Origin of the sequence: Clostridium sp. KLE 1755 (assembly GCF_000466465.2) — a bacterium.
GTDB lineage: Bacteria > Bacillota > Clostridia > Lachnospirales > Lachnospiraceae > Eisenbergiella > Eisenbergiella porci.
This window is the reverse complement of record NZ_KE992693.1, coordinates 295,767-317,517: the sequence shown is the minus strand read 5'-3', so window position 1 is coordinate 317,517 and position 21,751 is coordinate 295,767. Positions and strand designations below refer to the sequence as shown.

Here is a 21,751-nt window from a genome sequence, read left to right as displayed (position 1 = left end):
GATCCTGGGAGTGATACTGAATAAGGTGAATATGAGCGGCAAGGGGTATTACGGCGCTTACTATGGAAAATATTATGGGAAGTATTATGGAAAGTATTACGGAGGGAATGAGGAAGGCGGACTGCATTCTGCAGTAGTGCAGAAGGGGCTGAAACCGGTAAAGGCCGGGCAGAAGCAGGAAGAGAATGGCGCAGGTTTGAAAGGGCACGAAGGCAGGACTGCGGCAAAGGCTGACGGAAATGTGAAACTGGCTGTCGGAGATTCCGGGGAGGAACAAGCGGAAGGCCTGTATGAAGAAGATGACATGATACAGCTGGATGTGGATATCGTGCAGTTGGAGGAAGCTGAAATAGAAATGCTGGAAGAACCGGAGGAATCAGGAGGGGAGAAAAAATGGAAATAAAAAAACTGGCAATTGGAATAGGGATTGTGGATGCTGTCCTTCTTGTTGTATGCCTGTTCCTGTATCTGGGGAAGGACAGAACGCCGCCAGTGATATCCTTTGGCGATAGTACGGCGGTCTATGAAGACGGGATGGACGAGAGTCTCCTGCTGCAGGAAGTAACAGCGACGGATGACAGAGACGGAGATGTGAGCAATAGCCTGATGGTGGAAAAAGTAGCTGGAACAAACGGAAAAGAAGTGATCGTAACGTTTGTAGCACTGGATCAATCCAATAATGTGGGCAAGGCATCGAAGGTGTTTGCAGTTGCTTCAGAATCTGCTGCTGCGCCCGATGGTGAAGATATGCAGGCGGACGATGGAAATGGAATGAGTCAGAATGAGACGGAATCAGGCACGGTAATGAGAGATGATTCGACGGAGGGTAACAGCTCTGAGGATGGCGGGGCTGCGGATAACCGCGATGCCAAAGATACACAGCAGGATGGAAATGCCGGGGATGAAAACAGCGGGAAAGAAAATACCGGAAACGAAAACCGGGAAGATGGAGACGGAAATGAAGAACAGTCGGGTCCTGCTCCTGTACTGGTGATGAATTCTGATGAGATTATTACTAAAAAAGGAACTGCACCGAACTGGAATACGGTAATAGAGACAATGTCGGACGATAAAGATGATTATAATACGCTTTATAATAACCTGAAGCTGGAAGGACATGTGGATCTTAGCAGGCCTGGGGAATATCCGGTGACATTGTATACGGTGGATTCGGATGGGAACAGGTCAGAGATGAGAGAACTGGTTGTAAAGGTGGAATAGAAAAAATAGGAAAGAGGATGCGGGTGGGATGCAGTAGGCCGGCTGGGAATACAGCTGGAAAAAGGCTAAATAAAGGTTCAAGAAAGGCGGGGAATAAATGAGAAAAAGCATATACAAAATGGTGCCGTTAATTGTCCTGTTCGTATTATTGCTTTGTGGATGCGGAGAGAGTGAAAACAGCGGTGGAAGCACGCTTCCATTCCCCAATTACAGTACAGTCCTGGAGCAAAATGACGATACATCAGCATATGCGTGGGCTGGAGAAGCCGTTATCCCGGCCAGGATATACTTTGATAATACAGGAAGCATGGAAGGGTTTACATTCGATGAAAATTTCAGCCGCAGTCCGGATCCCTCTTATTTAGCCCTGATAAGGTGCCTGCGTGATATGAGCAGGCTGCAGGATGCAGTCTATTATACGATAGACAGGTATCAGCAGCGGTGGGTGGAATATGAAGGAAGTGTTTATCAGGATTTTGCTGCGGATGGCTTCCATGTAGGATGGAACGAAACCGAAGCGGGGCCGCTTACAAGCCTCTTTTTTGAGGGTGGGTTAGACGCAGGATACGTTAATGTCATTCTTACGGATTTAGCGGAGCAGAACCTCAACAATACAAAGCTTGCACAGCAGATACAGAAGCTTTGTGAGGAAGAAGACTGTGCGGCGGAATTGTTTGTGTTCTCTTTTGAGTTCCATGGGAATACCCAGGTACCAAATCCGGATCAGATTTCCAATATGCTGGATGAGCGGGTGGATGGCAAAAGACCATATTATATGCTTATTACGGGACCAAAGCAGTATGTAGCTAAATACAGGACGGAGCTGACGGAGCTGCTTGCCGGACAGCAATTGACTGAGGGAAAGGATTATTTTACTGCCACAAGCAGACTGTCTGTAAATGAGGTCAAGGCAGATGTAACGGATGTCGTATTTGAGCCTTTTGCTGATTATGAGGAAATGAAAGAGTTGTATTCAGGGAAGGGCAAAACGAGTGGCGGCGGAAAGAAATACGGAGGAAAAAACAACGCGGAAGACTTGGGTACTGAAGAAACTTTGCAGGCAGAGTCAACAAGCACCAGACCTTCAAAAAACCTGATTCCCTATAACAATGTATCCCAGCTGTTTGAAGGAACACTCCCTACCCAAATAGCGGCGTTCCAATACCGGAAGGCAGAAGGAGTCCCTGAAAAAATGGGGGATTGGGAGCTGAATTTCTACGTTCCGCTCAGCGATGGAAAGAACCCGAATATCACTTACACCTGTGATTACCGGATATACAGACTTTCCGGGGAAAATGAAGACAGCACACAGGAAACCGAAACAGAGGAAGGAATGAAGCAGAAAGAGGAGAAACTGAGGGAATGGGTTGCAGACGGTAATTCCAGAGTGGAGATTATGCAGGAAATTACGGAAGAATATGAGGGTGCTATGCCTGAATATCCAACAGCTGTCTTCTTTTCCTGTAAGGACAAACCGACAGAAAAAGGGCATAGCCCCAGAGAAAAGGAAATATTGATAATTTTCAAGATAATGAAAGAGGAACGGGTGCCTTATGAAAGGCCGGAATGGCTTTACAGGTTTGACACGTCAAGCTCAGATGAGCCGGATGATTATTTCCAACATACCTACAACCTGATAGGTTTCTATGACATCCTGTTTGGCTACCGGAACAAACGAATGGAAGATGACACGCTCCGCTTTGTATCTTCGTATGCGGAAATACCTGTATTAATTACGGATCTGAAAGAATAGGAGGGCATCAAAAATGAAGAAATATCTGTTCGGAAGTGGAACGATAGCAGCGGGAATTGGGGCTTCAGCCTTGATAAGCGGCATCCTTTTATCAATGGATCTTGCCATGTTTAACCCGGATAACAGAGGGAGCCTGATGATGCAGTTGTTCCTGATCCCCCTCATAGTACTGTGGGGCAGCTATACATTATGGTATTGGACACAGGCGAAAAAGCGAACAAGAGATATGAAAAATTACAGTACGAGTCTTGTTCTGCTGATAGCAGTGATAATCGCAGACGCCGCTCTTGCTTTCGGGCTGGTGCAGCTGCAGGGATTTCTGGATGAAGCCTGGGGACATGTCATCCTTAATGTACTGATTACCGGAGCTGCATTCTGTATTTCCCTGGAAAAATTCAGACCCTGGTAGGAGGAGGTATACGATGAGAAAGGTATTTGTGGCGATGTTCGGGGGAACACCCTCAAGAGGAGAAATCTGTTTATATCTGAACTGTGCGGCGGGTATATATCAGGATTGTGAAATCAGATGCTACCCTATTGATAAGGATACGAGAAGTGCCAATTATGTGGACAGCAGAACCTTCTGTGAAATGTACAATGATTTTCGGAAGGTTATGGAAGGCGGAGAAATGGCGGCAACAGCTGTTTCCAGGGTGGAAGATCTCTTCGAAGATATGCTGGAACAGGCGGGAATACGTGCGCAGGATGAGTCCATCCGCTATATCATGGCTATGGAAAAGGAACTAAATGATAAAGACAGGGAATTGCTTGATATTTGTCTGACAAAAGAGGAACAGAACAGAAACCTGGAAGGCGGGTATTATGGCAAGGCCAATTTGGGGGCAGTGACCAGTGACGTACTGATATATAAAAAGGTTTATAAGGAAATCAGTATGGTAAAGGATGTAGAAAATGAACTGGCTGCGGGAAATGAGATAGACTTTATTATATTGTGTACCTCCTTCGGTGGAACCGGAGCCAGTCTTGGTGTGAATTTCGGGGAGTTTTTGGCGGAGAACTTCCAAGGCAAAAGGGATAATCTGCGGATCCACTGTATCCATGTACAACCCTATTTTTCTTTTCCGGATCCTGAAAGTGATGATCAGAACCAGATTAATTACCATAAGTTCTATGCAAAATCGGCTACAGTAACGATTGTGCTTGGGGATGAAAAGAAGCTGATAAAAAGTGGAAAAGAACAGGATCCGGTGTTTGACAGCTTCTATTATTTGGGACAGGAGGTTCTAGATCGTGTTTCTGATGTAAATGCGGCAAAAGACAGGCAAAAGAATAAACTGCACATAATAGATATGCTGGTTGCGCTTGCTGTTAATGACATCCTGAAAAAAAGTAATGAAAATAATTACAATCTTTTCGGATATCAGTATTCTCATGAAGGAACAGAATTTATTTCATGGGAACACATGCCCCAGGGAATTGGATTTAAGGAAAAGCATGTAAGATTTATGCGGTTTTCCTCATTTTTGCTGGCATGTCTGGAACCACTGTTCCGTCCTGAATTTGAAGGCTATGTAAGAGAAGCGCTGATTATCCATCTGTATGGCCAGAAAGGACTTTTTTATAATGCGAAGGCAAATGTGATTGAAGAAATTGATACGCAGCTTCGTGAAACCGTCCTGTGCTGCTGCGGCTTCTGCAGAAAATATATGGAATATTGGTTAGAACTTGAGGATACTACCAAATATGGACAGGAAGAAAACAGCGTCACCCGGTTTTTTAATAAAGACGCAATCAAGTATATTCTGGAGTGTGGTAAAGATGGATATGTAACAGTACGGCAACGGATGGATCCTGATGAACTGACAGAGGTAGAAGAGTATGCCAATTATCCAAAAAAGAAAAAGGGACTTGATATTTATGACAGCCTGCTGAACCGGAAAAGCCTGCATAAGATTGCAGAAAAAGGAAAGTCCGGCAGTGAAATTGCCAGGGAATTGCTCTTGTGCATCTATGATTTGTGCAAAGTCGGAGAGGAGGAACAGGGATGAAGATTATTGCTGCAGTGCCATTTCCCTTAGAAAACGGAGGGGAAATTATTCCGGCTAATGAACCGGGATTTCACAACATAATCAAGTCGCTGGGGGAACTGGGGCAGATGACAGCCAGGGAACATGCGGAGACAGCCGGGCTTGATGCCATCTCTTCCGGTACGGCACATGTAATAAAGCTCCGCAGTGATATGAAGACTGGCGATGCGAAGGAACGGTATGAAGAAGAACTGTGGCGCAAGGTAATAACTATATTCGCACTGAGCAAATACAGGGCATCGGATATTCGTATAGAAGAAATTAAAGAAAGCGAATGCAGCCCTCTTGTATGGTATATTTTCGGCCGCAGGCTGGCGGGGAATACTGAATGCAATGACAGGCTCTTCCTTCTTCAGCTGGAGGGTAAGAATATCGCCATTTTTGATAAGGATGGCTTTTTACTGCCCATGGCAGAGTTTCCCGAGCAGATAGAAGAGGATATGGGAGAGGACTGCATACAGAGACTTCAGGATTATGAAAAGAATATTCTTTATACCTACTTAACCCGTATTGAGGAAGAGGCGATTGAATACAAATATTATATTGTCCGCTTCTGTACTGCTCTGAAAGAGCAGGGAGCCAAACTGCTTCCGGAGGATAGCTACAGAATCCACCCTGAGTCGGACAATGTAAGGAAAGCGGTATTTGGTGAAAAGAATACGGGAAAGAAATTTTTTGAACTGCCGGTTCTTGCAGTTGACCTTCCGGCCATATTCAATTCCACTCTCTTGTTTGCCTCAACGGAAGTTAAGCCCATTTCAGATGTGGATGAAGGAAAAGAATTTGGAAAAGAAAATGTGTTTTCATTCCAATTGATACTGAAGGATGATCCATTTTATTTTTCCGGATTTTTGCCGTTATCCGAAAAAATGGTGAATTTTCTTGAAGAAACACCGAATGTGTATATGACGGGAGTGGATATAGACGCAAGTCACTTTGGAGCAAAGAAAAATCTGGTTATTACTTTCCGACTTAAAGTTGAAAATGAATTTATTAAAGTAACCAGGTGTTACCGGAAGGAAGCTTTGATTTATGCATCGGGAGTACCCATAATAACCGCTTTTCCCTATGTGAAATTGCCTGTAAAGTATTGGAAAAAGTACTATATGGCGCTCCTGAAATGTAAAGATGATGGTGAGGAAGGAACAGCTCTGCAGGAATTTCTGGAAGATTTCATTCAGATAAAAGGCAGCATGATTGATATGGCGGATGACGACATCTACTGTTCCAATGTATTGACAAGCCAGGAGAAATTTAAAAAAGAATGGTATTATGCCGCCTATAACAGACTTCCATCTTTTGTGAAACTCTGCAGGACGGATTTCGGTCTCCCCGATGCTGTAAGAAATCCCAAAAAGAAAAGTGAATATCTGGGAGCTATCTGCGTAGGCACGCCGTCTTTGTCGGAAACCGATTTTTCAAAGACATATCGGTGGGCTCTGGATATGGGAACCCGTAATACGATTGTTGCTTATAAGGATATTAACGGTAAAGATATTAACTATAGATTGGCCAGGAAGGGGCTGTATGAGGTACTTCTTTCCGGGACGGAGGGCAGGAGGGACAGTCTGTTTGCAAGGCAGTGCTATGCGCCGGAACGGGAGATCAACAGAGGCTTCCCTACCATGAGCAGGATATATAAACAGGGATTTGGAGAATCTGAAATATATTGCTATGAACAGGGGTGCGCCCTTTTCCCGGATCTGGAACTGCTGAATGAATTTATGGAAGGGAAAAAACCGCTTCTGGACGACAAGGTGGTAACAGATATTAAGTTCGGAAATGAATATGGCCCGGAAGAAGGAAATCTTTATGAAAAAGCTCTTCAGATATTCCTCTACAATATGTTATGGCTTGGCGCATTGGAATGTGCCCTCAATGGAGCAGGTAAAATGCAGGTATGTATTTCCTATCCGAGAAGTAATGTATATGAAAGAATTCAGAAGGTTTGGGGCAAGATTATCTCTCTTCTTAACAAGAACAGCGGCATTGTCATAGAGAAGACAACCTATTGTTCCGAAGCCGAAGCCAATGCACGCTACCTGCAGAAAGCTATGTTGGAGACACCGGAAAAACTGGTATCAGCCGGAAGTACCTTTGGCATCTGTGATATTGGTGCAGGAACCAGCGATTTTAATCTGTTTATAGGAGAAACGCAGGAAAATCAGCTTCCAAAGAGAATACAGTTTTCCATGCGATATGCGGGAAGGGAAATTCTGGCGGACACGATAGAATTATTCTTCCGCGGAAAAAGTGACGGATTCAGGGGGTTGTGGGAGATTCCCTCTAAAACCGGTGTGGATAATAAGGTGTATTCGGATGCAAAGAAACTGATAGACATGTATGAGGATTTTGAAAAGGATCAGATGGAAAAACCGGATGAAAACGGAGTGGGAGATCCGGGGATACAGGACAGTAAGCGAAATATTATTCAGATGCTTATTGAAAAAGTGGGAATTCAAAAAGATTTGAATGTCAGTACTTCGAATATATACGTAAAATTTGCAGTCATTTTAACCTATAAATATTTGAATCTTTTCCGTGTCTATGGCAGACTGCTTCAGCTTTTCTATAACAGCCGGAGTGGAAACTTCAAACTGTTCTTATATGGGGGCGGTAAGCAGGCACTTAGAAATATCATAAATTTTCCTCTGGACCAATTCCAGAAGACAGAGTTTGGGATATATGTTACCCGCCTGCTGAGCAAAGAAGCCGGGATCAGTGAAAGTGCCATGATTATTGCGGTAGACGGCAAATACCGTAAGACAGAGGTGGTCGAAGGCATGGTGGAAACAGGAAAGTATATATCGCCAATAAATAATGAAGCGCTGGATGACCGTGATAAGATAGATGCTTATTGGAAGGAAACCTGTCATACAGCGGTATTTCCTGCGGCCGCACCGGATCAGGCGGAAATCGAAAACCTGATTAGTGAATACCATAATTTTATACAGGAAGTCAAAGGACAGAGCTTTCTGAGTCTCAGAACCGAAGAAGGGGAAACGCAGGTTTATGATTTGATCTCGGTCGGGAAAAGTGAGGATAAAGCCACTGAAAAGGAAAAAAACAACAGAGCCTTTTTCCGGCAGAGTGCGGAAAATTTGTGGTCGCAAATAAGCCGGGACAAAGACAACCCTAAATGTCTGTGGAATATCCTGTTTGATGTAAAAATGTCCAATTACCTTCTTATGAAGAATCTGTAAGCAGTGATTTCCTGCCGTTTTCAACAGGTAAGGTATTTGAAAACGGCAGGAAAAACGAAAGATGGAAGGGGAAAATGTGAAGAAAGTATTCAAATTGACAGATGCTTTTTATTCGTTGTTGCTTTTGGTAATTCCGTTTTTTTTCGAACTGTGGATGCTCGGTATATTCAAACAGCCTTTTTCGGTGTATTGGGCTTTGGGGATTTCAGTCATTTATTTAGTCGCCTTATCATCTAAATACCGGAAGATTAGGAACCTCGAAAAATGTTTTCATTCACTCGGAGATAAAGCAGAAAAAGCAGATAAAGAAAATACGGAAATTAAAAATAAGTATGAGAATTTAAAAAATGAGCATGAAAACCTAAAAAGCGAGCATGAAAACCTGAAATATGAAAATACGCAATTGAAGGAGAATGAAAAAGAAAAGAATGATGAACTACAAAACGTGCTTAACTTAATAAAACAGAGCTTGGAACTTATTGTGAAGCAGCAATCTCAGATTCTTGAAGATCGTGAACTGTCGAGGGAACACTTAGTAAAAGAAGAACAGGGGAACGAAGAACAGAAAACAACAACAGATGAAGCAATAGAAGAAGAGAATATTGCTGAAATATCAGATTCAGATGAAATGCAATCTCCTGCCAAAACGAAACCGGATAATGAAGAAGGAAATGACAGCGGGATACAGACAGAAGCGGAGACTGCAAAGGAAGAAGAGGTTCCTGTTATCTATCCGGAAGAAGGAAGCGGAAAAGCTATTTATATTCTATTAAGAGATCTGGAAAATGATGAATTGTTATGGGAACAGGGAATATTTTACAAAATATCTGGTAAAGGTTCATTTGAAATTATAGAGAGCTTGGAGAAGATATATATTTATCCGAGAAAAGTGAAAACCAATGGAAAACTTTCGTTAGAACAGTGTGATAATTATGGCTATAAAAGAGTGTTTGAAATAGAACCAGTAACAGAAAATCAGATAAAAATCACCAAAATCATACCTGCCGAAGTAAAAATAGTAGGACAAGATAAAATTATACTGCTTCATAAAGGAAAAATTATCACATCAGAAAACGGATAAGGAATATAAGCTGTAAATCAGATTTTTGAGAGGGGCGGAATTTTGGATAAACAGTTGAATGAATTATCCATAATTGTTAAGGAAAAGCTGATAGATCTTGGGCAAAACGAGTTATTCTGGCTGGTTCTGACAGCGATAATACTCATTATTCTCATTGGGAACGAGCAGATGAGAAAAGCAGGGCTTGGCAAAGGCATTATGGGCGCCATAAAGGAATTAATACTATATATTTCTGCGCTGATAGTGGATATTATTGATGCCGTGAAAAGTGCAATCAGCTTTAAGGACGGGATCAGGACGCTTCTTTTCGGACATTTTTCGGAAAGTGCACAGTTTGTCATGATGAATTATGCCATTACCTTCCTGAGCGCAACATCTTTCCTTATGGTAACAGGCGGGCTGGATAATGTAATTGATACTGTATCAGCAATTTTTATGGCTTTTGGGCTGCAGACAGCCTTTCTGCTTTTCTCTTCCAGGCTTGTCAGATATTTTTTCCCAAGATATGCCCGTGCAAGGAGAATAACAAGGTACTATCAGACAGAAAAAATACCAGACAGAAAAATATCAAATACAGGCAAAGTGGACAGTGATAATTTTGCAAGTGCATATAAAACAGTCTACATAAACTCAGGTGATAAGGACGGTACAAATGAACAGCTGAAAGAAATAGCAAAGATCGGAAAAATAGTTATTATGTCATTTGCGGTTATTGTAACCGGCTTGATTTTATCATTTTTTTCTGCAGTTTATCTATGTGAACAAAGAATTGCACGGGAAACGGCGGCGGACAGAGAATATGGAGTGGTCCGGTTCCTGGAAAAAGATCAGCAGCACTATAAAGAAAAGCTGGAGTTATATTATGAAAACACAAAAGATTTTTTGAATGATTTCCTGTATGAAGCGAGAGATATATGCAAAAAAGCAGAGGAAGAGGATCTGTCATCAAGAGCGACTGATATTATTAATGAACTTGCAAACGGAAAAGCTGATTTTGAAGCCGAGGAGTTTGCTGAAAATTTTAAATTATTTTTGGATGATATACACGTTTATGATCAAAATTCCGATATTTTATTTGGAGAAACAGGCTATGATTTAAACGATTTAAAAATAGCAGTAGATAATTATTTAATCATGCGGGGATATTTTGCATCGGAAAACGAAGACCCACTTGATAATATACAAAATTTCTTAGACAGTACTGCTGATAGTAGTGGTGAGAACGCGGAAGGTGAGGCAAAACAATATGCAGAATTAATTTATCATTATTTGGAAAAGATGGAAATCTTCAGCAGCATAAGAGACGTAAATCCGGATAAAATCAGCGGTTACCCCAATTTCCATGAAAGCTCCTATAGAAATTATCTTGGCGCGCTGAACTGGCTCAAAATTATTGACCAGGAAGTGAGTGACCAGGAAAGATCCTTTGAAGAGGTTTGGTATCTTATTGCCGACAGGATGCACTTTTATGATTATCCCAAAACAGTCATGTCGATTGTAATGGGAGTGATTATGGAAGGATTTATTCTGGTTTTATGTTTCCTTCGAGGGCATTTAAGGCCTGCAGAAAAAGCTTTGAAAAAAAGGAATGTTATAGCTGCAGCATTTCTTAACCAATACATAGATATTGCTTCAGAACAGCGGGATTCTCATTGGAATGTTGTTATATGCATTACTGCTGCGGTAGCTATTGCAGGAGGAATGGTGATCCGATATATTGGACAGCCCCTGATGACTTATCTGCTTTTCATGACTGTGATTCTGTTCCTGATGTCTGCACTTCATTATTGGATCAGTTCAGCCCGGCTGAAAAAGATGGTTAACAATGGTAACTTTAAAAAAGAAGAGGAAGAAAAAAAGAATAGAAACTGTCTGGAGAGCCTGCTGAAAACTGATGCGGAAACCATGCTGAGCCGGGTTGAAGCAATGCCTCTGTTCAGGAAAATACTACTGGTGGAAAAGGCGGATGATTATTATCAGAGAAAGATATTTTATGAACAGGAAAAGGAAAAATTTAAAAAAGATTACAGATACCGAATTAAGCCCTATATTCCACATAACCTGGAGAAACTTATAACAGTAAGCGCGGAGATGGTAAATGGGCTCGTTATTGACAGCAGTTTGATCCCCTCGAAGATGAAGGCTGAAATTGGCTTCCTGATGGAGGCGGAACTGGTATTTCCATTGTTGGATGAGATAGACCAATGTACAAAATTTTATGTTCTGAGCCATGAATTTTATGATCTTTTATTGGAAGTCCTGATGGACAGGGCCTTCAATACTGATAATATGGAGGCAACTTTTGAACAGGAGGTACTGTTGTATGAAGACAATGAAGATAGGTATTAAGTTCTTTATCACAATACTGTTCCTGTCCTTTTTCGCCCGGGCAACAGAATGCAAGGCAGAAGAAACACTGAGATATGATGATTTAAAAATCATGAAAAAAGTCTGTATTTATGTGGATATCAGCGGTTCTGTAAAAAGTATGGAGGAGTACAGGGAATATATTCTTTCCCTGCTGTACGATTATTTCTATAAATCGGATAGGGTAAAATGCAGAATCTATACCTTTGATGAAGAGGTTTCCCAGCTGGGGAATAATTATTCTTCACAGAGTGAGGAGGTGAGCTGGGATAGTTTCATTGATTACGGTAAAAAGAATACGGATCTGGATAAAGTGTTGAAAAATATTTTAGATCTGAAGACAGATGATGTTGAACTTGAGAATGGTGAAATTAATGAGCCATGGGAAGTGATTATAATTTCAGATATGTATGACAGTAAAAACAGCAGTCATTACGAAACAACGAATTGGGGAACAGTTCAAAATGCCCATCTGCGCCTTATTACATGGGAAAATGAGGCTGAAAGAGCTAATGGACTGGAGCAGGTGAAATTGAATGGGGTGAAAGAGATTCGGCTTCAGGAAGGAAAGAAAGCGGATGCAGTAAAGGCTGCAAAAGAAGTATTAGAGATGTGCGCGGAAATCATGTACGGATGCGGTATGAACTGGGAAAGCTTTTCTCAACTGAGCAGTACCAATGGGAAAGCGGATGAGTATTATGTTCACTGCAATGAACCTTTGCCGGAATCTGATGCTTCAGGAATGACCCTGGTGGGAAGCGGTGATACTGAAAATGGCTGCTTTTACTATACGGAAGGCAGAGAATTGAGAAAACTGGCAGGAGTGATAAAGGATAGAGAATGTGAGGTTATGCTTATACCTCAGATTACGGTCAGCTTTCAGACGGATCCCTTTGCGGATTTCATTTATGAAGGAAGCAAATTTGAAGTGATAATTAAGGCGGAATATGATGGGAAGCCGACTGACATAATGAATAACAGTTGTCTTTGTTTTACAGAGAGAAATACAAAGAAGAAGCACAATATGCCGCTTACATATGAAGAGCCGGTATATGCAGGAAGTATTTATCTGGACAGAGGGGAATACCAGGTAACTGTAGAACGTTTTGGAAAATGTGCGGTTGGAATTAGACAGACTGTGCTTGTCAGTGCACCAAAGATAGATATATGTGCTGCTTCAGATAAAAGTCAGCTGAAAGAAATACTTTCCAATATAGCAGTAACGGATGAAGAGGTACGGATTAATTTATCCGACTATATTGGCTGCATAGTTCAGACGGGACAGGGAAAACATGGACTGCTGCACAACCCGGAGGATAAACTTGTTTACAGTGCCTGGTTTGTTAAGAATGAGAATCAGACAACCCCCCGGTGCCGTGTCGAAGGAACCAACCTCATAATACTTGACAAGGTGAAAGAAGAATCAATTATAAAGATAGAAGTGGAATATTCTGAACTGAATAAATATACGCAGGGAGTCGGATTTGTAAAATTGTTTAAAGTCGGAGACGTTAAGCCTGATTAGTATGTACCAGCGGGGGAAGAAAAATGAAAAAATCAGCAATTTTGCCAGCCATTTTAATATGCTTCTGCCTCGTTGGCAAAAAAGAGATTAATGCGGTACATAATGCGGGACTGGTATCCGTCCATATAGATGATGATTACAAAATTCTTGAGAAAAAGGCAGAGGAGCAAAAAGAAAATGCAAAAGAAATAAAAAATGTCATTGACTGGATACAAAAAGAATATCCGAAAGATGCAGAAGGAGAACCAGTTAGTATTAATATTTATTTTTTTGAAGAAGGAATGGAAGAAGTAATAGGAGAAAACAGTATTTCTTTTAAAGAAATGCAAAAAGACTTCCAGAAGATACAGACTTTATTATGGTTTGGAGAGAACAGGAACAGCGGTTGGCTGGTTTCCCTGTCAGGTCCCAGAGAAGGTGTCAGAGATGTATATGAGGATATTATTTATCAACTAATAGACGAACGGATGGAAAAGGGCAGGGATTATTTTGTCATATCAAACGATGAACAAAAAGACAGGGAAATGCAGAACGTATATTCAGGGGCAGGCAATGTAGTGCCTGCAGAAAAAGCGGAATATTCGGATTTTGTTTCAGGGAATCTGGATTTCCTTATGGTGAATTTGGAATATAAAAATGTCCTAGAAAGGATATCTTATGGACTTGAAACAGATGGAAAAACGGAAAATAACAATTTGTATCTGTATGAATATAAGGAGCAAGACGGAGTAGGCCGGGACAAGCGGAATGAGTGGCAACTGTCATTTTCAATTGAGGTACCAAAACAGGCAAGGTTTTATTGGGATATTAAGAGCTATTTATGGGAAAATGACAGGATAAAGGAATGGGTAAATGATGAAATTCAATGTTATACAAAGCATGATTCATTAGATGATGAAAAAATGAAAGAAACTTTTCAGATATCAGGGAAAGAAGTGCCGGATGGCAGACTTTTTATATGTGTAACAGGCCAGTTGAAGAATTATTGGGATAAGGAATATCTTTGGGTCAACGAAGTAGAAGGAGAGGCCGGTGAGTTCCTGAAGCACTTTTATAATGAGGCAGAAGAACGTTGGCAGGAAAGCGAACCTTATGTTTACTTTGAGGAAATGTTTCTACTTGATGGATTGCCTGAAAGTTCCGTTGAAAATGAAAAGAGAGGTAATAGAAAATGGAAAAGAGATTTGAATATGATAATAGAGCGGAGGAAGAAAGTACATTACAAGGAAAAATTCTCTATAGTGTCCTGGCCCTGGTGATTCTGGCGGTAATTTTTTTATTGGGCTTTGCTTTGGGAAAAGCTGATGTAAAAAAAAGTATGCAGCAGGAGAATGCGAACGGGGAATCTGAAACAGAAATGATTTCTGAAACGACAGCAATTGAAGATATGAAACTGCAGATAGAGAATTTAGAGAAGCAGGTAGAAAAACTGGAAGGAAATTTGGAAATTCTGAGAGAGCGGACGGAGACATTGGAAAATGCGTTTGCTATTCAGCAGTTGCCGCAGATACAGCAAACACCGCAGACACAACAGACACCGCAGACACAACAGACACCGCAGACACAACAGCTTGTACCTGAAGAAAAGGAAGACAGTGGCAGTGAGAAGAAAGACAGCGGTGGGATAGGAAGTGGTGAAGTACAGAGTGAGACGCAGGAAGCCGGAGGAGGACAGGCAGGGACAGGTGATGGGGAGATAAATTGATGCGAGTGTGGAGGTCTTTATGACAATGTCTACCGGGCAAAATCAGTTGCGGTCTGATGGACTATGGTGGAGTTGAATATACATACAAATATAAGTCTTTTTGCATAAATATGCGCCGTATTTTACTGTGAAAATCATGTTTTGTGCAGTAGGGCGTTAATACTGATAACTGCATTTATCTGCGTGGCGTTGAGTAACGGTCGAAAATTACTAATAGTTTGTCGTGTAGACCTCATAAGAGATGAATAAATCATTGTGCAGGTTGCAATAAGAATGATGGGTTTGTTTGTATGATTATTACAAAAAAGATGGAATGGATAAATTTGGAAAAATAGATGTAGAAAAACAGGTCTACTCAATAACATAACACTTTGATGTAGAGGGTGGAGAGTGCGGCGTATGAATATGCGCCGATGAAAAGTGAGGAAAAGTTCGACTGATTTTGTTGAGTGAACCTGTCTGGATAAAGATATGTAGGAAAATAGACGAAATATCGAGAAAAGACTTGGTTGCTGGGGTAATTGGATACGACAGCACAAGAAAACACTTAGCCGTGTGAGCGGTAAGAGGAAAAAGAAATACCATCCAAATGGATGTGTAGATAGATATAAAGATACTTTTAAGGGATTGGTTCGAGAAGGACCGGCGGAGTAAATGAATTATGGATATTAAAAAGGAATACGAGCGATGGCTGGTGAATGCAACTGCAGATGTAGATGTTGCCGCTGAATTGAAAACGTTAGATGATACAAAAATTGAAGATGCTTTTTACCGTGATCTTGCCTTTGGAACGGGCGGCCTGCGCGGCGTTATTGGCGCAGGAACCAACCGTATGAACATCTACACGGTTGCAAAGGCATCTCAGGGTCTGGCGGACTATTTAAAGAAGAATTTTGAAACTCCGTCTGTAGTCATCGGCTATGACAGTCGCATCAAGAGCGATGTATTTGCAAAGGTGGCTGCCGGTGTGTTTGCTGCGAATGGTGTCAAGGTCAATATCTGGCCTGTTTTGATGCCGGTCCCGACTGTGTCTTTTGCGACCCGTTATCTGCATACCTCTGCAGGTGTCATGGTGACCGCATCCCACAATCCTAGCAAGTACAATGGCTATAAGGTCTACGGTGCTGATGGCTGCCAGATTACGACCGAGGCTGCTGCGGAGATTCTGGCCGAAATTGAAAAGCTGGATATTTTTGCAGATGTTAAGACTAGCGATTTTGAAGCAGGTGTGGCAGACGGCAGTATCCAGTACATTCCGGATGAAGTCTACACCGCCTTTGTGGAGCAGGTCAAGAGCCAGTCCGTTCTGTTTGGCGAAGAAGTTAATAAGAACGTAGCTATCGTGTACAGCCCACTGAACGGTACCGGCTTAAAGCCTGTAACTCGTACTCTAAAAGAAATGGGCTATACCAACATCACCGTGGTCAAGGAGCAGGAGCAGCCAGACGGCAACTTCCCGACCTGTCCATATCCTAATCCAGAGATTAAGGAAGCAATGGAACTGGGTATGGAATATGCCAAGAAGTGCAATGCTGACCTGCTGCTTGCAACTGACCCGGACTGTGATCGTGTGGGCATTGCTGTCAAGAACAAGGCAGGTGAGTATGAACTGCTGTCCGGTAACCAGACCGGTATGTTGCTGTTGGACTACATTTGCAGCCAGCGCGTAAAACACGGCAAGATGCCTGCTGATCCGGTTATGGTCAAGACAATTGTTACCATGGATATGGGCGAGCAGATCGCCACCCATTATGGTCTGCGTACCATCAATGTATTGACCGGTTTTAAGTTTATCGGTGAGCAGATCGGCAAGCTGGAAAAGCAGGGTAAGGCGGACAGCTATGTGTTTGGCTTTGAGGAAAGTTATGGTTACCTGACCGGTTCCTACGTCCGCGATAAGGATGGTGTGGACGGTGCCTATATGATCTGCGAGATGTTCAGCTACTATGCTACTCTGGGTATCAGCCTGTTGGACAAATTGGACGAGCTGTACAAGACCTACGGCTACTGCCTGAACACCCTGCACAGCTATGAGTTTGATGGCAGTGCCGGTTTTGCTAAGATGCAGAGCATCATGCAGACGTTCCGTGGTGATATTAAGGGATTTGGTGGCAAGAAGGTCGTCAAGCTACTAGACTATGCTCCGGGGCTGGATGGTTTGCCTAAATCCGATGTGCTGAAGTTTTTGTTGGAAGATAACTGCTCCATCGTGGTGCGCCCCTCCGGCACTGAGCCGAAGCTCAAGACCTATATTTCTGTCAGTGCAGAGAACAAGGCGGCAGCAGAAAAAGTGGAAGCAGAGATCTGCAAGAGCGCGGAAGAGTTCTTGAAGTAAAGATACGAGGAGAAAAAATTATGAATATTATTTTACTTTCTGGTGGTTCAGGTAAGCGTCTCTGGCCTCTTTCCAATGATGTGCGCAGCAAGCAGTTTATCAAACTGTTCAAAAATGATGACGAGTATGAGTCTATGGTGCAGCGTGTCTATCGCCAGGTCACCACGGTAGATGCTGATGCAAAGATTACTATTGCAACGAGCAAATCGCAGGCAAGTGTCATCAAGAATCAGTTAGGTGAAAAGGCTTCTATTTGTGTAGAGCCTTGCCGCCGCGATACGTTCCCGGCCATTGCACTGGCCGCAGCTTATCTCCATGATGAACTGGGCGTTGCAGAGGATGAGGCAGTTGTTGTCTGCCCGGTTGATCCGTATGTGGACAATACATACTACGAAGCAGTTAAAACTTTGCAGGAACTGGCTGAACAGGGCAACGCAAACTTGACGCTGATGGGTATTGAGCCGACTTATCCGAGCGAAAAGTATGGTTATATCATTCCTGAAAGAGGAGATAATGTCAGCAAAGTCAAGGAGTTTAAGGAAAAGCCGGATGTAGAAACGGCAAAGAAGTATCTAGCTCAGAGCGCACTGTGGAATGCAGGTATCTTTGCATTTAAGCTGGGATACCTGATGGATAAGGCTCACAGCATGATCGACTTCGAGGATTATCGTGACCTTTTCAATAAATACGACACACTGACCAAAATCAGCTTTGACTACGCTGTGGTCGAGAAAGAGTCTAGCATTCAGGTTCTGCGTTACAGCGGAGATTGGAAGGATGTCGGCACCTGGAACATGATGGCCGAGGTCATGGCAGATAAGACCAAGGGCAAGGCCATTCTGGATGAAACCTGCGAGAACACCAATGTGGTGAATGAGCTGAATATTCCAATTCTCTGCATGGGCTGCAAGGACATGATTATTGCGGCAAGTGGTGATGGCATTCTGATTTCTGATAAAGAGCGCAGTGGTTATATGAAGCCGTATGTTGAGAAAATTGAAACCGAGGCAATGTATGCCGAGAAATCATGGGGTACTTATACGGTCATTGATGTGCAACCGGGTTCCATGACAGTAAAGATCTCCATGAAAGCTGGAGAAAATATGAGCTATCATATGCATAATTATCGGGAAGAAGTCTGGACGGTTGTATCTGGTAAAGGCAAGGCAACTGTGGATGGAATGGAGCAGGTTCTTCGTACTGGCGATGTGATTACCATCGCAGCAGGCTGCAAGCATACAGTAGAGGCCATTACTGCACTGGATATGATCGAAGTTCAGCTTGGAGAGGAGATTAGCGTCGCAGATAAGATTAAATTTCCGATGGAATAAGAAATAGTGGGAGACAGAGTAATGGAAATCATGAAATTGATTCCGACGGGTAAAGATTATTTGTGGGGTGGTACTCGACTTCGGGAAGAATATGGTAAAAAGATTGATTTAACACCATTAGCAGAAACTTGGGAGTGTTCGGTTCATCCGGATGGCCCAAGTTATGTGGCAAATGGTACATATAAAGAAAAAACACTGGCTGAAGTATTGAAAGCACATCCTGAATATCTCGGTACAAAGGTAGAAGATGGTGAACTTCCAGTTTTGGTTAAGTTCATCGATGCCAAGAAAGATCTTTCCGTACAAGTTCATCCTAGTGATGATTATGCAAGAGAACACGAAGGCGATAACGGCAAGACCGAAATGTGGTATGTCATTGATGCTGATGAGGGTGCGCATTTGAACTACGGATTTCAGCATGAGGTGACAGAGGAAATTCTTCGAAAAGCAGTTGAGACCGGAACACTGGATAAGCACTTGCATAAAGTTCCAGTCCACAAGGGCGATACTTATTTTGTTCCGGCGGGTACAGTACACGGCATTGGGAAGGGGATTCTCGTAGCTGAAATACAGGAAAGCTCTAATATAACTTACCGTGTCTACGATTATGACCGTGTGGATAAGAACGGTAAAAAGCGTGAACTGCATTTTGACAAAGCTGTGCAGGTCATGAAAATGAAAGTCGCGCCGGATGTGAGTCAAAAACCGAGAATGGTGAAATACTATTCTGGCTGTTCCCGTGAGCTGCTTTGCCGGTGTAAATATTTTGAAACAGAAAGAATACAAGTAACGAAAGGCTTTACATTTTCTGTTATGGATGCATCTTTTCAGGTGTTAATGTGCCTGGATGGATATGGTGAAGTGCAGACGATGGATGCGGAGCAGAAACCGATGCGCTTCAGCAAAGGTGAAACACTGTTTTTGCCGGCTGGATTAGGCAGATGTTTAGTTGTTGGCGATGCAGAGCTGATTAAGGTTCGGTGTTAACAAGCTTGTAGTGAGGGTGGATAAATGTCAAGAATGAAGTTTATGAATACAGAGATTGATAACTTGACAATGCAGGAAACGCTGCAGGCTATTGATCGGCTGATTCAAGAGGATAGAAGTGCATATGTGGTAACACCGAATGTGGATCATATTGTGCAGCTTGAAACAAGTAAAGAATTACAGGCGGTTTATGAAAATGCGTCATTGATTCTGACGGATGGCAAACCACTGCTGTGGATTGCAAAATGGTATGGAACACCGATTAAAGAGAAAATTTCAGGATCGGATTTGTTCCCACTCTTGTGTGATATGGCTGCGAAAAAAGGATATAAGATGTTCTTTTTAGGTGCGGCTGAAGGTGTAGCTGCAAAAGCAGCAGAAAACCTTGCAAATAAATTTAAAGGATTACAGGTTGTAGGTGCATACTCTCCGCCATTCGGTTTTGAAAAAAAACAGGATGAGATGGATAAAATTAAATCCATGATAAAAGAGGCCGCCCCTCATATTTTGATTGTAGGATTAGGTTGCCCGAAACAGGAAAAGTTTATGTACTACCACTGTAAAGAGCTTGGAGTGCCGATTTCTTTTGGCTTGGGTGCCAGCTTTGACTTTGAAGCAGGAAATATTAAGAGAGCTCCCCGATGGATGTCCAATCATGGCTTGGAGTGGCTTTTTAGAATTACACAAGATCCAAAGAGAATGGCAAAACGCTATTTGGTGGATGATCGAAAGATTCTTGGTCTAGCGATTAAGTATAGAAAAAGATAAATAGATGGGAGCGAATTATGACAACACTGCAACAACAAAATGTTTTGCTTTTCTCAAGAACAATGGGACTTGGTGGAACCGAAAATGTAGTACTGCAACTTTGTGAAATATTAACTCCAGTTGTAAATAAAGTCGTAGTTTGTTCTTGCGGTGGAGTGAATGAAAAGCGGCTAAATGAAATGGGGGTCGTCCATTACACAGTACCCGATATAGAAAAGAAAAATATAAGGAATATTCTTTCGACCTCGAGGAAAATTCAAGGCATCATAAAGAAGGAGCAAATTACAGTTGTTCATGTCCACCATAGAATGGCTGCATTTTATGTAGCATTTCTAAAGATAATGAATAACAGCTTTTCTTTCTTTGCAACAGCACACAATACATTTAATGATAAAAAATGGTTAACAAGGTTTGCCTATAGAAAAGCAATGGTAATTGCTTGTGGAAAAGAAGTAAAAAATAATTTAGTCGAATACTATCACCTCCAAGAAGATAGAGTAGTAGTAATACATAACGCAGTCAAAGCATATGAAAAAGCAATTAAACCAGATAGTCGTTTGGAACAATTAAAAAAAGAAGGATTTGTTTAAGTTGGAAATATTGGAAGACTTTCGGAACAAAAAGGAATGATGTACTTTGTGGATTCTTTTAATTTGGCACATGATAAAGTTGACAATTTGAAATATATTATTGTGGGCCAAGGTGAAGATGAAGAAGTACTAAAGAAAAAGGTTGCAGACGGCCATAATCAAGACAACATTATATTTCTGGGGTATCGTCCGGATATTCAAAACATCATGTCGCAGATGGATTATGTTGTATTGAGTTCCCTGTGGGAGGGACTTCCGTTGACTCCTATTGAAGCTTTTTCAATGCACAAACCTGTGATTGGAACAGCAGTAGATGGTACAAAAGAAATTATTAATAATGGCGTAAATGGCTTTTTAATAGCGCCTAAAGATCCACAAGCAATTGCAGAAAAAGTTATCGAGTTAGCTTTAAGCACAGAAAAACGTTCGATGATGGGGGAAAATGCTTATATGACATACCAAAAAATGTTTGGCTTTGATGTGTTCAAAGATAACATTTTGAATTTTTATAGACAAACATTGAATCTCGGAGATAAATTTAATGAAAATATTGTATTTTGTAAATTATATAAGGACACTCCCAGTAGTTGCGATTTGTATGGCTTTGAATCTCAACAAAATAATTGAAGAGGATTTGTCGAGAAATATATGGTATGTAGGCATTCAAGATGTGAATTTGAGCAGCTTCAATAAGAGTTTGTTAAGAAATAAGTGTTTTAGAAATATTGTGTGTTATAGAATTTGCAGTGCAAACAAGATGGCATCTCTGCTTTTTAGAGTTCTATATCCGATCAAACAAGATCTGGAAATATATGGAGAAATCGGGGGGGGGGGGGC

16 protein-coding genes and 1 pseudogene are annotated in these 21,751 nt (G+C 41.9%); all 17 read left to right on the top strand.

The features are described from left to right. Window positions 1-403 (top strand): annotated as a pseudogene (locus tag HMPREF1548_RS30485) (hypothetical protein); the annotation flags it as partial. Then, window positions 394-1,221, top strand: a complete 828-nt coding sequence (locus tag HMPREF1548_RS10890; RefSeq protein ID WP_021636127.1) for a hypothetical protein — start codon at window positions 394-396, stop codon at window positions 1,219-1,221. The pseudogene HMPREF1548_RS30485 and the gene HMPREF1548_RS10890, both read left to right, overlap by 10 nt. 97 nt (window positions 1,222-1,318) lie before the next feature. Further along, window positions 1,319-2,974, top strand: a complete 1,656-nt coding sequence (locus tag HMPREF1548_RS10885) for a hypothetical protein (protein ID WP_021636126.1) — start codon at window positions 1,319-1,321, stop codon at window positions 2,972-2,974. A gap of 13 nt (window positions 2,975-2,987) precedes the next feature. After that, window positions 2,988-3,383, top strand: a complete 396-nt coding sequence (locus tag HMPREF1548_RS10880) for a hypothetical protein (RefSeq protein ID WP_021636125.1) — start codon at window positions 2,988-2,990, stop codon at window positions 3,381-3,383. A 13-nt stretch (window positions 3,384-3,396) separates the two neighbouring features. Continuing rightward, window positions 3,397-4,983, top strand: a complete 1,587-nt coding sequence (locus HMPREF1548_RS10875; protein ID WP_021636124.1) for a hypothetical protein — start codon at window positions 3,397-3,399, stop codon at window positions 4,981-4,983. Further along, window positions 4,980-8,225 (top strand): hypothetical protein, encoded by a 3,246-nt coding sequence (locus HMPREF1548_RS10870; protein ID WP_021636123.1) that lies wholly within the window; start codon window positions 4,980-4,982, stop codon window positions 8,223-8,225. The genes HMPREF1548_RS10875 and HMPREF1548_RS10870 overlap by 4 nt, the downstream gene beginning before the upstream one ends. A 61-nt stretch (window positions 8,226-8,286) precedes the next feature. Then, window positions 8,287-9,306 (top strand): hypothetical protein, encoded by a 1,020-nt coding sequence (locus HMPREF1548_RS10865; protein ID WP_021636122.1) that lies wholly within the window; start codon window positions 8,287-8,289, stop codon window positions 9,304-9,306. Window positions 9,307-9,645: 339 nt separating this feature from the next. Continuing rightward, window positions 9,646-11,655, top strand: coding sequence for a hypothetical protein (locus HMPREF1548_RS10860; protein ID WP_157065664.1), 2,010 nt, complete (start codon window positions 9,646-9,648; stop codon window positions 11,653-11,655). Next, a complete protein-coding gene (locus tag HMPREF1548_RS10855; protein WP_021636120.1) occupies window positions 11,630-13,198 on the top strand; it encodes a hypothetical protein in 1,569 nt (522 codons plus the stop codon). Before HMPREF1548_RS10860 ends, HMPREF1548_RS10855 begins: the two co-directional genes overlap by 26 nt. Window positions 13,199-13,221: 23 nt before the next feature. Next, window positions 13,222-14,457, top strand: coding sequence for a hypothetical protein (locus HMPREF1548_RS10850; protein WP_021636119.1), 1,236 nt, complete (start codon window positions 13,222-13,224; stop codon window positions 14,455-14,457). Continuing rightward, window positions 14,370-14,903, top strand: coding sequence for a hypothetical protein (locus HMPREF1548_RS10845; protein ID WP_157065663.1), 534 nt, complete (start codon window positions 14,370-14,372; stop codon window positions 14,901-14,903). Before HMPREF1548_RS10850 ends, HMPREF1548_RS10845 begins: the two co-directional genes overlap by 88 nt. A gap of 661 nt (window positions 14,904-15,564) precedes the next feature. Continuing rightward, window positions 15,565-17,238: a phospho-sugar mutase gene (locus tag HMPREF1548_RS10840; RefSeq protein WP_021636117.1), complete on the top strand. Its 1,674-nt coding sequence runs from the start codon at window positions 15,565-15,567 to the stop codon at window positions 17,236-17,238. Window positions 17,239-17,258: 20 nt separating this feature from the next. Continuing rightward, complete coding sequence (locus HMPREF1548_RS10835; RefSeq protein WP_021636116.1) at window positions 17,259-18,569, top strand: sugar phosphate nucleotidyltransferase; 1,311 nt, start codon at window positions 17,259-17,261, stop codon at window positions 18,567-18,569. Window positions 18,570-18,590: 21 nt separating this feature from the next. After that, window positions 18,591-19,556: a type I phosphomannose isomerase catalytic subunit gene (locus HMPREF1548_RS10830; RefSeq protein WP_021636115.1), complete on the top strand. Its 966-nt coding sequence runs from the start codon at window positions 18,591-18,593 to the stop codon at window positions 19,554-19,556. A gap of 24 nt (window positions 19,557-19,580) precedes the next feature. Then, on the top strand, window positions 19,581-20,324 hold the full coding sequence (locus HMPREF1548_RS10825) for a WecB/TagA/CpsF family glycosyltransferase (protein ID WP_035321687.1): 744 nt from the start codon (window positions 19,581-19,583) through the stop codon (window positions 20,322-20,324). Window positions 20,325-20,341: 17 nt separating this feature from the next. Then, window positions 20,342-20,914, top strand: coding sequence for a glycosyltransferase family 4 protein (locus HMPREF1548_RS10820; protein WP_021636113.1), 573 nt, complete (start codon window positions 20,342-20,344; stop codon window positions 20,912-20,914). A 9-nt stretch (window positions 20,915-20,923) separates the two neighbouring features. Beyond that, window positions 20,924-21,541 (top strand): glycosyltransferase, encoded by a 618-nt coding sequence (locus HMPREF1548_RS10815; RefSeq protein WP_286137935.1) that lies wholly within the window; start codon window positions 20,924-20,926, stop codon window positions 21,539-21,541. Window positions 21,542-21,751: the final 210 nt, after the last annotated feature.